This is a genomic window from Rhodococcus sp. IEGM1428 (assembly GCF_050321865.1).
In the GTDB taxonomy this organism is placed as follows: domain Bacteria; phylum Actinomycetota; class Actinomycetes; order Mycobacteriales; family Mycobacteriaceae; genus Rhodococcoides.
On the sequence record NZ_JBNQFW010000003.1, the window covers coordinates 56556 to 69782 of the forward strand.

12 protein-coding genes are annotated in these 13227 nt (G+C 63.3%); 8 read left to right on the forward strand and 4 right to left on the reverse strand.

Annotated elements, in window-relative coordinates; all coding sequences use genetic code 11:
* The first annotated feature begins 97 nt into the window (after window positions 1–97).
* On the forward strand, window positions 98–1411 hold the full coding sequence (locus ACQR3T_RS15045) for a TrkH family potassium uptake protein (RefSeq protein ID WP_052070528.1): 1314 nt from the start codon (window positions 98–100) through the stop codon (window positions 1409–1411).
* Entirely contained in the window at window positions 1404–2069 is a 666-nt protein-coding gene (locus ACQR3T_RS15050; RefSeq protein ID WP_428693966.1) for a potassium channel family protein, read from the forward strand. Before ACQR3T_RS15045 ends, ACQR3T_RS15050 begins: the two co-directional genes overlap by 8 nt.
* On the opposite strand, the gene ACQR3T_RS15055 is transcribed toward ACQR3T_RS15050, so the two are convergent.
* The gene (locus tag ACQR3T_RS15055) at window positions 2053–3528 is read right to left on the reverse strand and encodes a mannitol dehydrogenase family protein (RefSeq protein WP_428693967.1); all 1476 of its coding nucleotides are present in this window, start codon (window positions 3526–3528) and stop codon (window positions 2053–2055) included. The genes ACQR3T_RS15050 and ACQR3T_RS15055 overlap by 17 nt on opposite strands.
* Window positions 3525–4550: an NAD(P)-dependent alcohol dehydrogenase gene (locus tag ACQR3T_RS15060; RefSeq protein WP_428694392.1), complete on the reverse strand. Its 1026-nt coding sequence runs from the start codon at window positions 4548–4550 to the stop codon at window positions 3525–3527. Before ACQR3T_RS15060 ends, ACQR3T_RS15055 begins: the two co-directional genes overlap by 4 nt.
* A gap of 116 nt (window positions 4551–4666) precedes the next feature.
* Between ACQR3T_RS15060 and ACQR3T_RS15065 the strand changes: the two genes are divergently transcribed.
* From ACQR3T_RS15065 to ACQR3T_RS15085, 5 genes are read left to right on the forward strand one after another with little or no spacing between them, the layout of a single operon-like run.
* The gene (locus ACQR3T_RS15065; RefSeq protein WP_428693968.1) at window positions 4667–5692 is read left to right on the forward strand and encodes a sugar-binding transcriptional regulator; all 1026 of its coding nucleotides are present in this window, start codon (window positions 4667–4669) and stop codon (window positions 5690–5692) included.
* 14 nt (window positions 5693–5706) lie between these two features.
* Window positions 5707–7041: an ABC transporter substrate-binding protein gene (locus tag ACQR3T_RS15070; RefSeq protein ID WP_032405241.1), complete on the forward strand. Its 1335-nt coding sequence runs from the start codon at window positions 5707–5709 to the stop codon at window positions 7039–7041.
* Window positions 7038–7988 (forward strand): carbohydrate ABC transporter permease, encoded by a 951-nt coding sequence (locus ACQR3T_RS15075; protein ID WP_032377529.1) that lies wholly within the window; start codon window positions 7038–7040, stop codon window positions 7986–7988. The genes ACQR3T_RS15070 and ACQR3T_RS15075 overlap by 4 nt, the downstream gene beginning before the upstream one ends.
* Window positions 7988–8854 carry a carbohydrate ABC transporter permease gene (locus tag ACQR3T_RS15080; RefSeq protein ID WP_032377530.1) on the forward strand — a complete coding sequence of 289 codons (867 nt, stop codon included), beginning with the start codon at window positions 7988–7990 and terminating at the stop codon, window positions 8852–8854. Before ACQR3T_RS15075 ends, ACQR3T_RS15080 begins: the two co-directional genes overlap by 1 nt.
* 11 nt (window positions 8855–8865) lie before the next feature.
* Window positions 8866–9972 carry an ABC transporter ATP-binding protein gene (locus ACQR3T_RS15085; protein ID WP_032377531.1) on the forward strand — a complete coding sequence of 369 codons (1107 nt, stop codon included), beginning with the start codon at window positions 8866–8868 and terminating at the stop codon, window positions 9970–9972.
* On the opposite strand, the gene ACQR3T_RS15090 is transcribed toward ACQR3T_RS15085, so the two are convergent.
* Window positions 9969–10442 carry a DUF3995 domain-containing protein gene (locus ACQR3T_RS15090; protein ID WP_428693969.1) on the reverse strand — a complete coding sequence of 158 codons (474 nt, stop codon included), beginning with the start codon at window positions 10440–10442 and terminating at the stop codon, window positions 9969–9971. The two genes, ACQR3T_RS15085 and ACQR3T_RS15090, sit on opposite strands and share 4 nt — an antisense overlap.
* A 104-nt stretch (window positions 10443–10546) precedes the next feature.
* Between ACQR3T_RS15090 and ACQR3T_RS15095 the strand changes: the two genes are divergently transcribed.
* Window positions 10547–12235 carry an AMP-binding protein gene (locus ACQR3T_RS15095; RefSeq protein WP_428694393.1) on the forward strand — a complete coding sequence of 563 codons (1689 nt, stop codon included), beginning with the start codon at window positions 10547–10549 and terminating at the stop codon, window positions 12233–12235.
* 177 nt (window positions 12236–12412) lie between these two features.
* Here ACQR3T_RS15095 and ACQR3T_RS15100 read toward each other — a convergent pair whose 3' ends face one another.
* Window positions 12413–13198, reverse strand: coding sequence for an alpha/beta fold hydrolase (locus tag ACQR3T_RS15100; protein ID WP_428694394.1), 786 nt, complete (start codon window positions 13196–13198; stop codon window positions 12413–12415).
* Between the last annotated feature and the right edge of the window lie 29 nt (window positions 13199–13227).

A 13227-nucleotide genomic window follows, 5' to 3' on the forward strand; every position in this document is an offset into this window, starting at 1 on the left:
CGAAGCGGCTCGTCCCACCGGTACTGTCTGCCGAGTGACAGACGATCGCCCGGCATCGCGATGGTCCACGGTCTTCCGGCTCACGCCGGTTCGGCTCATGGCGTCGGGATTTGCACTGGCCATCTTGCTCGGTGCAGCGGTGCTGATGCTTCCGACGGCCACCCAGTCCGGGATCGCGTCCGGGTTTCTGCAGGCGTTGTTCACATCGACCTCAGCGGTCAGTTTGACCGGCCTGATCGTGGTGGACACGCCGGTGTACTGGTCGGGTTTCGGGCAGGGGGTGATCCTCGGCCTGATCCAGATCGGCGGATTCGGGATCATGACGATCGCGTCGTTGGTCGGCTTGGTGCTGGCCGATCGAATCGGGTTGCGAAGCAGGCTCAACGCGGCCGCCGAGGTCCGCACATCCGGGCTGGGCGACGTCAGGAGTGTCGTCGTCGGTGTGTTCCGCACCAGCCTGATCATCGAGAGTGTCGTCGCGATCGTCCTGGCGGTGCGCTTCGTCATCGGCTACGACGAGCCACCGGGTCGCGCACTGTGGCTGGGGATCTTCCATGCCGTCTCGGCGTTCAACAACGCCGGATTCGCCCTCTTCAGCGACAACATGATCGGGTTCGCCACCGACCCGTGGATCTGTGTGCCGCTGTTGATCGCGGTTGTGTTGGGAGGCATCGGATTTCCGGTTCTCTTCGAGATCGCCCGTCACCTCCGCGCACGTGCCGGCGGTGTTCGGGCACGCAAGCGATGGTCACTGCACACTCGAATGACGCTGTCTGTCACCGGGGTTCTGTTGATTCTCGGGCCGACGGTGGTGCTGCTCTTCGAGTGGTCGAGAACGCTGGGTGGATTCGACTTCTGGGACAAGATGCTCGTGGCGACGTTCCAAGGCGTCATGCCCCGAACCGCAGGATTCAACAGCGTCGACTATGCGGATGTGGACAACGCGACCCTGCTCGTCACCGACGTCCTGATGTTCATCGGTGGTGGCAGCGGCGGCACGGCGGGTGGCATCAAGGTCACCACGTTCGCCCTATTACTGTTCGTCATCCTGGCCGAGATCCGCGGTGACCGTGAGGTGTCGGTGTTCGGTCGTCGAATCGACGCGCGCGTGCAACGTCAGGCGCTGACCGTCGCGTTGATCGGGGTCGCGTTGGTCATGCTGCCGGTCGTGGCGCTGTTGGCCGGCACGAATTTCGATCTCGACGTGCTTCTCTTCGAGGTCGTCTCGGCGTTCGCGACGGTAGGCCTGTCCACCGGAATCACCGCACAACTACCCGGCTGGGGTCAGGTGGTCCTGATAATCCTGATGTATCTGGGCCGCATCGGTTCCATCACTCTGGTCAGTGCCCTCGCCGCCCGCGACCGCGGACGGCGCTACACGCTTCCCACGGAAAGGCCGTTCATTGGCTAGGAAACCATCCTCCGATGTCGTCGTCGTTCTCGGTCTCGGCCGCTTCGGTAAGTCTCTCGCACTGGAACTGATGGACCAGGGGGTCGAGGTGCTCGGCGTCGATAGCGACGAGGCCGTGGTGCAACGCGTGGCAGACCGTTTGACGCATGCTGTGGTGGCCGATACCACCGACGAGGAGTCTCTTCGGCAATTGTCGGTGCACGAGTACGACCGTGCCGTCGTGGGTATCGGGTCCAATCTCCAAGCGAGCCTGCTCACCGCGTCGGCACTGGTGAATCTGTCGATGTCGACCATCTGGGCCAAGGCTCTGAGCAACGCACACGCCAAGATTCTCAGCCAGATCGGCGTCCACCACGTCGTCAGGCCCGAGCACGACATGGGTAAGCGAGTAGCTCACCTGGTACGTGGTCGGATGATGGACTACATCGAGTTCGACGACGGTTACGACATGGCGAAGACCTCGCCGCCGGCCTCACTGATAGGAAAGACTCTGGGCGAGAGTGGAATCCGCACCAAGCACGGAGTAACCGTCGTCGCGGTCAAGCGTCTGGGTGAAGGGTTCACCTACGCAACAGCGGACACGGTGATCGGTGCGGGCGATACCGTCATCGTATCCGGTCAGGTCCGAGACACCGAGAAATTCAGTGAGTCGACCTGAGCGCCTCCAGGGTTGCGCGCGCACCGTTCTCCTGCAGTGATGTCAGCTGTTTCGTGTATTCGGCAACGAAGCGTTCGTTGTCGATCAGATCCCCGAACACCGCGCGGTTGGCGATGAAGGCCGTCGGATTCTCCCGCTGACTCTGTGCGATCGGAACGAGTGAATCCTTCAGCTGGTCGACGATGTCGATCGGATCACCGGATTCGTCGACCGCCTCGGCGTAGCGGGCCCAGCTGGCGACGACCGCGGTGGACCGGACGATCTCACCGCCGGTCTCGAGGTTCTTGCGAATGACGGGCAAGAGCCACTTGGGAATTCGATCCGAGGACTCGGCGCACAGGCGGGCTACGGTGTCACGAATCTCGGGGTTGGAGAACCGCTCGATGAGCGTGTGCTTGTACTCGGTCAGATCGATGCCGGGCACGGGCTGCAGTGTGGGCGTTGCCTCCTCGTCCATGTAGGCCAGCAAGAACGCAGCGAACTGCGGATCCTGGCAGACTTCGTGCACCAGGCGGTAACCGCTGAGGTAGCCGAAATATGCGAGGGCCTGATGGCTGGCATTGAGCAGCCGCAGCTTCATCAGCTCGTAGGGAGTGACGTCCTCGACAACCTGCACGCCCACATCCTCCAGGGGTGGACGGCCGAGGGTGAAGTTGTCTTCGAGTACCCACTGCGTGAACGGCTCACCGGCGACAGGCCACTGGTCTTCGATGGCGTATCGCGACGAAAGTTGTTCGATCACTTCCGGTGTCGTCACCGGCGTGATGCGATCCACCATCGAGTTGGGGAACGCGCCTTCCGCCGTGATCCATTCGGCCAACGTCGGGTCCTTCAGGCGCGCGAACGTTGTGAACGTCGATTGCGCCATGTGGCCGTTGCCCTCGATGTTGTCGCAGGACATGATCGTGAACGGCTTCATGCCACGATCCTTCCGACGCGCCAATGCTTCGACGACGAGTCCGAAAGTTGTCGACGGCACGGCACTGTCGACGAGATCGGCCACGATCGCCGGGTTCTTCTCGTCGAACTCCCCGGTGGTGGCGGAGAAGTTGTAGCCACCTTCGGTGATGGTGAGCGAGACGATCTTCACCGCCTCGGACGCCATCTTCTCGATGACGGCCTCGGGATCCTCGGGGGCGAACAGATACTCGACGATCGACCCGATGACGCGAGTTTCCCAGGTGCCGTCGGCGTGCTTGAGGGCGAGGGTGTAGAGGCAGTCCTGCTGATCCATAACCTCTTTCATCTTCTTGTCGTGCGGCAGTACACCCACACCGCAGATCCCCCAGTCCGACGCCTCTCCGCGCTCGAGCAAACGGTCGACATACATCGCCTGGTGGGCGCGGTGAAAGCCGCCGACGCCGAAGTGCACGATCCCCGTGGTGACTGCGGCTCGGTCGTAGGTCGGTACCTCGACGTCGGTGTGGATTTCTGCCAGAGTGCTTGCCCGAAGCTTCATGCGTTCTTTCCTTCTCCTCGAAAACCAGGTATCACAACAGCTTTGATGCTTCCGGCCAGCTTGTCCGCGTTCAAGGCATCTTCGACGCCGTCGAGTCCGAACCGCGCCGTCACCATAGCGTCGAGATCCACCATGCCCGACGCCACCAGGTCGCGTGCGATGGGCCACGTGTTGGCGTATCTGAAGACTCCGGTGAGCACCAACTCCCGGTTCTGAATGACCGAGATCGGTAGCGGATAGTCGGATCCGCCCATGCCGACGAGCACGACGGTGCCGGCCGGTCGGACCGCATGAATGCCGTCGAACACCGCCCGCGCCGCACCGGAGGCGTCGATGAAGGCATCGACCGACAACGCACGCACGTCCTCGGTGGTGGGGTCGAGGACTCGTGTTGCGCCGAAAGTTGCGGCGTTGGCGCGGCGGGAGGCATCGAGATCGGTGACGATCACCTCGGTGGCTCCGAAGGCCCGGGCCACCTGTGCTGTGACGATCCCGACGGGGCCTGCGCCCGCGATGAGCACACTCGATCCGGCCGAGATCTTCGCCTTCTGTACCGATGCGATGCCGACCGACAGCGGCTCGAAGAGAGCTGCGGCCTCGTCGGAGATGGTGTCCGGAACGGCGTGCGCGAACGTCGATTGGATCAGCACGTATTCCGCCAGTGCGCCGTCGATGGGCGGGGTCGCGAAGAATTCCATGGCCGGGCACAGGTTGTATCGGCCGGCGCGGGATTGGGCGCTGGTGGGATCCGGTCGTTGCGGCTCGATGGACACGCGCTGCCCGACGCGGGTGTCGGGGACGTCGGACCCCACGGCCACGATCACGCCCGCAGCCTCGTGTCCGAGCACGAGGGGGCCGTCGACCACGTAGTCGCCGATGCGTCCCTCCCGGTAGTAGTGCGCATCGGATCCGCACACCCCCACGGCCGTGACCTGCACGAGGACCTCATCGGGCGCGGGTGTGGGGACGGGCCGTTCTTCGAGTCGGATCTCGTGCACGCCGGTGAGCACGCTGGCCTGCATGGACTGTGGCACGGATCGCTGATCGCGAGGGGGTGTTGTGTAGATCACACCTTAATGTTAGCTTAGTGAGCAGATGAACACGAGCTGAGCATTTGCTCACTGGTTAGGGAGGCGTCATGGACGGATCGGAGCCCGGCGGGGCGAAGTCCGCGCGGTCCGGAGAAGACCTCCGGCTGGCTCTGCGCGCCGCCACCATGTACCACCTCGAGGGTGCGACGCAGGCCGAGATCGCCGTGAAGCTGGGTGTCTCGCGCCCGACCGCAGGACGGTTGGTCGCACGGGCCCGTTCCCAAGGGCTCGTGACGATCGAGATCAACGTCCCCGACGATTTGCAGGGCACCGTGCACGCGGACGTCGAGCGTGAGCTCGAGGCGCAGTACGGACTCACCGAGGTACTGGTCGTCTCGGACGTCATCGACGGAACGGACGCCGGCTACGGGTCTCTGGGCCGTGCGGCAGCGACGTTGCTCTCCCGTCGACTCAAGGATCAGGACGTTCTCGGTTTCACCTGGGGTCCCGAAACGGTGGCCGTCGCGAGTTCACTCAAGACGAGGTCCACCAAATGTGCTGCGGTGGTGCAACTCGACGGTTCCATCACCTCGGCCGACTATCAGACCGGTGTCGAGTACACACTCGGGCGGTGCGCTGCCTATCTACAGGCGACGCCCATCCGGCTCAGCGCTCCGTTGTACGCCGACCAGGCGACAGTGGTTGCGCTGGAGCAGGATTCCGTGATCTCTCGCGCCCTCAAAGCCGGGGCCGATGCCGATGTGATGATGTACGGCATCGGTCCCGTTTCCACCTCCACCACGTTGTTCGAGGGCAGCTTCATCGACCTCGAGGTTCTCGACGAACTGCGCCGCCTCGGCGCGGTGGGCGAGATCGGCGGGCGGTTCTACGACGCCGACGGACAGGACACCGGAGGATCGCTCCCCGGCCGAACCGTGTCGGTGGGGCTCGACGCCATCAGGGCGTGTGATCGGGCTGTGCTCGTCACCGGCGGACAACGTAAACACGAGGCGCTGCTCGGTGCTCTGCGCGGCGGACTGGCCTCGATCCTGGTGACCGACATCGAAAGTGCACGTTGGCTCGTTGCGCAAGCTCCTGCAACGGCAACCTCCAATGGAAGGGTATTTCAGTGAGGGTTTTACCGAAAGTGGCTGTCGCGGCCTCGCTCGCGACAACCTTGGTGCTGTCCGGATGTGCCGGAGCCGGCTCGTTCGGTGGTGACGGTGATGGCAAGACGATCACCGTTGCGATCGTCTCGAATTCACAGATGTCCGATGCCATTTCCCTTGCTCCGGAGTTCGAGGCGGAGAACCCGGGCATCAATCTGAAGTTCGTGTCGCTGTCCGAGAACGAGGCGCGCGCGAAGATCACCGCCTCGGTGGCCACCGGCGGCGGTGAGTTCGATGTGGTGATGATCAGCAACTTCGAGACCCCGCAGTGGGCGGAGAACGGGTGGCTGACCAATCTGTCCGAGTATGCCGACGCCACACCGGGTTACGACGAGGATGACTTCATTCCCACACTGAAGGAATCACTGTCCTACGAGGGCAGCATGTACTCGGTACCGTTCTACGGTGAGTCGTCGTTCCTGATGTATCGCAAGGACCTGATGGAGGCCGCCGGCATCACGATGCCCGAGGAGCCCACCTGGCAGCAGGTTGCCGATGCTGCAGCGAAGCTCGACAGCCCCGATGTCTCGGGCATCTGCCTGCGCGGAAAGCCCGGTTGGGGTGAGGTTTTGGCACCACTCGACACCGTCATCAACGCCTTCGGTGGACGGTGGTTCGACGAGAACTGGAACGCCCAGCTCAACAGCCCAGAGGTGGAACAGGCCGTTCAGTTCTACGTCGACCTGGTCCGTGAGCACGGTCAAGCCGGTGCAGCGACAAGTGGTTTCAGCGAGTGCGGAACGCAGCTCTCGCAGGGAAACACCGCGATGTGGTACGACGCAACGTCCGCAGTGTCGGTGTTGGAGGATCCCACCTCGAGCAACGTCGTCGGCAAGATCGGCTATGCCAAGGCGCCGTCGGCAGCCAAGGGCGACAACGGGTGGCTGTACTCCTGGGCACTCGGTATCCCGAAGACATCCGAGAATCCGGACGACGCCTGGAAATTCGTCTCGTGGATGACCAGCAAGGAGTACCTGAACAAGGTGGGCAACGAGTTGGGTTGGGAACGGGTACCACCCGGTAGCCGCCTGTCCACCTACGAGATCCCCGAGTACGAGGAAGCATCCGCGGCTTACGGCCAGGTCACCCTGGATTCGATCAACGGTGCCGACCCGAACAACCCCACGGTGGATCCGGTGCCGTACACCGGTGTGCAGTTCCTGACCATCCCCGAGTTCCAGGACCTGGGAACCCGTGTCAGCCAACAGATCAGCGCCGCAGTGGCAGGACGAATCAGCGTCCACGACGCGCTCGAACAAGCGCAGCAGTACGCCGAAGTGGTCGGCAAGACGTACCAGGAGGGCCAGGGATGACCACCACCGAAACACGATCGGCGCACGCCGATTCCGAGGAATTCGTACCGAGACCCAGGACGATCTCGAAGGCGGAAGGGTGGCGTCGCCGCGGCCCGCTGCTGCCGGCCATGGTGTTCGCCATTCTGGTCACCCAGGTTCCGTTCCTGTTCACGCTGTACTACTCGACGCAGTCGTGGAACCTCGTTCGACCGGGTTCGCAGAAGTTCAACTGGCTCAACAACTACGTGGCGGTCTTCCAGGACAGCCAGTTCCGTGAGGTCGCCCTCAACACGGTGATCATGATCGTCGGAACCGTCATCATCTCGGTGGTTCTCGGGTTGTTCCTGGCGCTGCTGCTGGACCGGAAGTTCATCGGCCGCAGTCTGATCCGCACGCTGTTGATCACGCCGTTCCTGATCACCCCGGTGGCAGGCGCGTTGATCTGGAAGACCACGATGTTCGATCCTGTCTTCGGCCTGATCAACTTCGTCCTGAGCCCGTTCGGAGTGGATCAGATCGACTGGGTCTCGCGTTACCCCTTGCCCGCCGTCATGGCGAACCTGATCTGGCAGTGGACCCCGTTCATGATGTTGCTCATCCTCGCCGGCCTGCAGTCCATGCCCAAGGACATCGCCGAGGCGGCACGGGTCGACGGTGCGGGCCCGGTCAAGCTCTTCCGTGAGCTCACCCTCCCGCATCTGCGCCGATTCATCGAGCTCGGTGCGGTTCTCGGAGCCATCTATCTCGTCAACACCTTCGACGCCGTCTACATGATGACCTCGGGCGGACCGGGTGTCGCCAGCGCGAACCTGCCGTTCTACATCTATCAGCGTGCGTTCCTCGGCTTCGACATCGGGCAGGCCGCGGCCATGGGCGTCGTCACCGTGGTGGCCACCATCATCGTCAGCACCCTGGCGCTGAGACTGATCTTCAAGAGCTTCAGCGGAACCGAGGAGGCAGCGTGATGAGTACCGCAACCGTAGAAAAGTCGACCGACGCCGCGCCGATCAAGCGCAAGAGCAAGTGGGGGCCGGGCTCGATCTGGTCCTTCGTGGCCTGGGTCGCGGGTATCGCGTTCTTCTTCCCGGTGCTGTGGATGGTCCTCACCGGCTTCAAGCAGGAGGCCGACGCCTACTCCGATCCGCCCAAGCTGTTCTTCACGCCGACCCTGGATCAGTACCGCGGCGTGCTCGAGAGCGGCATCGGCACCACCTTGCTGAACTCGGCGTTCGCGACGGTCGTCTCGACGATCTTCGTTCTGCTGCTGGGTGTTCCGGCTGCCTTCGCACTGTCACTTCGCCCGGTCAAGAAGACGAAGGACGTGCTGTTCTTCTTCATCTCCACCAAGATGCTCCCGGTCGTCGCGGCGATCGTCCCGCTGTACGTCATCGTCGGCGACATCGGAATGTTGGACAACATCTGGACCTTGGTCGTGCTGTACACCGCGATGAATCTTCCCATCGCCGTGTGGATGATGCGCTCGTTCTTCCTCGAGGTGCCGAGCGAACTGCTCGAGGCCGCGAGTATGGACGGGGCATCGCTGTGGACCTCGGTGCGCGAGGTGATCCTTCCGCTCGTCTCGCCCGGTATCGCGGCGACGTCGCTCATCTGCGTCATCTTCTCGTGGAACGAGTTCTTCTTCGCGGTCAACCTCACTGCCGTTCAGGCCCAGACGATTCCGGTGTACCTCGTCGGATTCATCACCGGCCAGGGCCTGTACTGGGCCCAGCTTTCCGCTGCTGCGACGTTCGCAGCACTTCCCGTCGTCCTTGCCGGATGGTTCGCGCAGAACAAGCTCGTGCGCGGTCTGTCCTTCGGCGCAATCAAGTAGGAGAAAGTCTCATGGCTGCAATCACGTACAAGAAGGCATCCTGTGTCTACGAAGGTGCCGACAAGCTCGCCGTCGATTCACTCGACCTCGACATCCAGGACGGCGAATTCGTCGTTCTGGTCGGACCTTCCGGCTCCGGCAAGTCCACTGCTCTGCGCATGCTCGCCGGCCTCGAGGAGATCGACGGTGGTGCCATCGAGATCGGTGGCAAGAACATGGTGGGTGTGCCGTCGAAGGACCGCGACATCGCGATGGTGTTCCAGAACTACGCCCTGTACCCGAACAAGACCGTCGGGGAGAACATGGGCTTCGCCCTCAAGATGCGCGGTGTCTCTCTCGAGGAGCGCACGAAGAAGGTGGCCGAGGCCGCAAAGATCCTCGACCTCACCGAGTACCTGGACCGCAAGCCCGGCAAGCTCTCGGGTGGACAGCGTCAGCGAGTTGCCATGGGGCGCGCCATCGTTCGTGAGCCGCAGGTGTTCTGCATGGACGAGCCGCTGTCCAACCTCGACGCAAAACTGCGAGTCCAGACGCGTACGCAGATCGCGGCGTTGCAGCGCCGGCTCGGCACCACGACCGTCTACGTCACCCACGACCAGGTCGAGGCCATGACGATGGGCGATCGAGTTGCCGTGTTGCGCGGCGGCAAATTGCAGCAGTTCGCCTCTCCCACAGACCTGTACGACAACCCCGTCAACGCATTCGTTGCCGGCTTCATCGGTTCGCCTGCAATGAACCTGATGACGGTGCCCATCGGCTCGGGTGGCGTGCAGATCGGTAGCTTCCTGCTGCCCCTCGAACGCGACGAGCTCACCAAGCTCGCGAGACTGGGTCTCGACAACGTCACCGTCGGGCTACGCCCGGAGCAGCTCGGCATCGTGCACGGCGGCGGTGAAGGCTTCGAGGGCAAGGTGGATCTGATCGAGGAACTCGGCAGCGAGTCCTACCTCTACGCGCACCTGGACGACCCGAAGGTCAAGGGTCTCGACGGGGGACCCGTGTCGTTGGTCGCGCGTTCGGCAGTGCGTGCACCGGCCAAGATCGGCGAAAGCATCGGACTGACGCGACTCGACGGCGCGATCCACCTCTTCCACCCGGAGACGGGGGAGCGGATCTAGCGCGGTTGGTACGCGGCTTTTCTGGACAGGATCAGTGCCGTCAGAAGCGCGGCACCCCACAGCAGGAAGATCCCGTCGAAGAACAGGTGACCGTACTTGACGCTTCGGTTCTCGTCCGAGGCGATCAGGCCGATCACCGCGCCGACGAACGATGCTCCGCCCCAGAGAATCAGCAGTACAGAGCCGGGCCAGGATATGCCGAGGATCACTGACGGCACCCAGGTCCGGTTCTGTGCGGCCAGGCGAGGCCGGTTCATGTACGCGAGGGCCGGAAGAATTGCCGCTGCGAGTTTGACGAGTGCAACCACCAGCAGTGCCGTTCGTGCCGTTGCCGGTTCGGAGTCGACCCACTCCGTCGCGAAGGCACCCACGGTGTCGAGCATCCATCGGCCACCTGCAGCCCAATATGCGGAAAACGCGGCGTGGACTATCCCCAGTGCACATGCGATAGCGAAGTATCTGATGGTCACGGTGATCGAGGCTAGCCGAGTTGCCACCCCCGTTCAGGGGTAGCGAGGGATTGTTCATCTCCCTTACCGTGGCGGTGATGGGCATCACAGGCGCAGGAGGAAACATGGCCGAATCGGCGTACACGGCATTCAGGAACGCTCGCGATCTACTGCTCGACGCATACGGCGAGTACGACCGAGCCGTCGACACTTTCGAGTGGCCGTCGTTCGGTGAGACGTTCAACTGGGCGATCGACTGGTTCGACGCGATCGCCCGCGGCAACGACGGCACCGCGCTGTGGATCGTCGAGGAGGACGGCAGCGAGGCCAAGTACAGCTTCGACGACATCGCGCGGCGCTCGGACCAGGTTGCCCGGTGGCTCGAGCAGCAGGGGATCGGTCGCGGCGATTCGGTGATCCTGATGCTGGGCAACCAGGTCGAACTCTGGGAGTCGATGCTCGCGGTGATGAAGCTGGGTGCGGTGCTGATGCCGACCACCACGGCCATCGGCTCCAACGATCTGACCGATCGGGTGGTGCGCGGCAATGCCCGCGCCGTGATCGTGAACCCCTCGGACACCGGCAAATTCGACGACGTTCCCGGTGACTACCTGCGCATCGCGACCTCCGCACACGACGGCTGGCTCGATTACGCCGATGCTCGATCCGCGGAGGCGCGGCCGTTCGAGTCCGTCACTGCACCCGACGACCGCCTGCTGATGTACTTCACCTCCGGCACCACCAGCAAGCCCAAGCTCGTCGAGCACACTCAGATCTCCTATCCCGTCGGACATCTGAGCACCATGTACTTCCTCGGGCTTCGTCCGGGCGATGTGCACCTGAACATCAGCTCGCCCGGTTGGGCCAAACATGCGTGGAGTTGCTTCTTCGCGCCGTGGATCGCCGAGGCGACCATCTTCATCTACAACTACGGCAAGTTCGACGCGTCGGCATTGCTCGAGCAGATCCGACGCGTCGAAGTGACGACCTTCTGTGCGCCACCGACCGTGTGGCGCATGCTCATTCAAGCTGACCTCACCGGCGGCGGGGGTTCGCTCCGTGAGGCAATCGGTGCCGGTGAGCCACTCAATCCCGAGGTGATCTCCACGGTGCAGCGGGAGTGGGGCCTGAACATTCGCGACGGATTCGGTCAGACGGAAACCACTGCGCTGGTGGCCAATACACCCGGCGCGGTGCTCAAGTCCGGTTCCATGGGCCGGCCACTGCCCGGCGTACCGGTGGTGATCGTCGACCCCACCACCGGTGAACTCGCCGACGAGGGTGAGATCTGCCTCGACCTGGCGCAGAATCCGTTCAACCTGATGACCGGCTACCTCGGTGACCCCGAGCGCAACGCCGCCGTCATGGCCGACGGTTACTACCACACCGGCGACGTCGCATCGCGAGACTCCGAGGGGTACATCACCTACGTCGGCCGCACCGACGACGTGTTCAAGGCCTCCGATTACAAGATCTCCCCGTTCGAGCTCGAAAGCGTTCTCATCGAACACCCCGCAGTGGCCGAGGCTGCTGTGGTGCCCGCTCCCGACGAGACGCGACTGGCCGTCCCCAAGGCGTATGTGGCATTGGCGTCGGGCTGGGAACCCAACGAGGACACGGCATTCGAGATCTTGAAGTATGCCCGGGAGCACCTTGCCCCGTTCCTGCGTGTCCGGCGTATCGAGTTCTTCGAGCTGCCGAAAACCATCTCGGGCAAGATCCGCCGAGTGGAATTGCGTGCCCGCGAGGACGCGGCCGTCGGACCACTGGAGACCGAGTGGCGTGACGACCAGTTTCCTGCACTGAAGAGGTGATGTGACTGTCCACTTTTTGTCTGGGGAGGCGGGATCCCGATTCTGGAGTCGAATAGTGGGCGCTGAGGTCAGTTGGTACGGGCGCGCAGGGTTCGGTTGCCGTAGGTGATGTGACTGTCCACTATTTGCTGTCGGGAGCGGGATCCCGGTTCTCGAGGCAAATTGTGGACGCTCAGGTCACCTGCACCAGAACCGTTCGAGGACGCCGAGCACTTCTGCGGAGGCCGCCATCGTCGTCGCATGATCGAATCCGCGGATGACGTGCAATTCGGAGTTCGGAACCAGCGCTGCGGCGGCACGGGTGTCGTCGAGCCGGGTGCCGTCCTGAGAGCCGACGTAGAACAGCGACGGCAGGCTGAACTGCCGCAAGACCTCGTCGGGAAGGCCGGGATCGGCGTCGCACGCTCGGATGTACGCGGCCAAGGCCTGAGCATCGTTGGCGAAGAACACCGCTCGCGTACCGGCATCGATCGGGAACATGCGGTGGTTGTTCCAGACTTCGAGAAACCCGTCCATGCCGCGCAGCTCCAACACATCGGCGCACCCGGGGAAGAACAGGCGATCGAACGCGCCTGCCTGAGCGCCGTGACTACCGCCGCCGACGGCCAGTGATCGCACTCGCTCGGGCGCTGCCGCCGTCAACGCCAACCCGGCCCGTGCCCCGAACGAATAGCCGAGGTAGTCGACGGTCGGCGCGCCTACCGCATCGAGTACCGCCGTCAGATCGCCGACGATGTTGCCCATCGCATAGGCGTCGGGAGTATGCGGCTTCTCGCTGCGGCCATGCCCGCGACTGTCGATGAGAATCAGTTGCCGACTTCCGCGCAACGCCTTCACATACCCGAACGTCCGCCAAATCGTGTGCGTCAGAAAACTGCCGTGCACCATCAACAACGGTGGGCCGGACCCCGTCACCGTGTACGCAATCCGTGTTCCATCATCTGCATTCGAGGCGTACTCCACCCCGCGATTCTCGTCCTTCGAGTCCACTC

Excerpts from the sequence above, each read along its gene's own strand:
- ACQR3T_RS15085 (WP_032377531.1), top strand. The coding sequence starts at position 8,866 with ATGGCTGCAATCACGTACAAGAAGGCATCCTGTGTCTACGAAGGTGCC.
- ACQR3T_RS15080 (WP_032377530.1), top strand. The coding sequence starts at position 7,988 with ATGAGTACCGCAACCGTAGAAAAGTCGACCGACGCCGCGCCGATCAAG.
- ACQR3T_RS15045 (WP_052070528.1), top strand. The coding sequence starts at position 98 with ATGGCGTCGGGATTTGCACTGGCCATCTTGCTCGGTGCAGCGGTGCTG.
- ACQR3T_RS15095 (WP_428694393.1), top strand. The coding sequence starts at position 10,547 with ATGGCCGAATCGGCGTACACGGCATTCAGGAACGCTCGCGATCTACTG.
- ACQR3T_RS15060 (WP_428694392.1), bottom strand. The coding sequence starts at position 4,550 with ATGCAGGCCAGCGTGCTCACCGGCGTGCACGAGATCCGACTCGAAGAA.
- ACQR3T_RS15065 (WP_428693968.1), top strand. The coding sequence starts at position 4,667 with ATGGACGGATCGGAGCCCGGCGGGGCGAAGTCCGCGCGGTCCGGAGAA.
- ACQR3T_RS15075 (WP_032377529.1), top strand. The coding sequence starts at position 7,038 with ATGACCACCACCGAAACACGATCGGCGCACGCCGATTCCGAGGAATTC.
- ACQR3T_RS15055 (WP_428693967.1), bottom strand. The coding sequence starts at position 3,528 with ATGAAGCTTCGGGCAAGCACTCTGGCAGAAATCCACACCGACGTCGAG.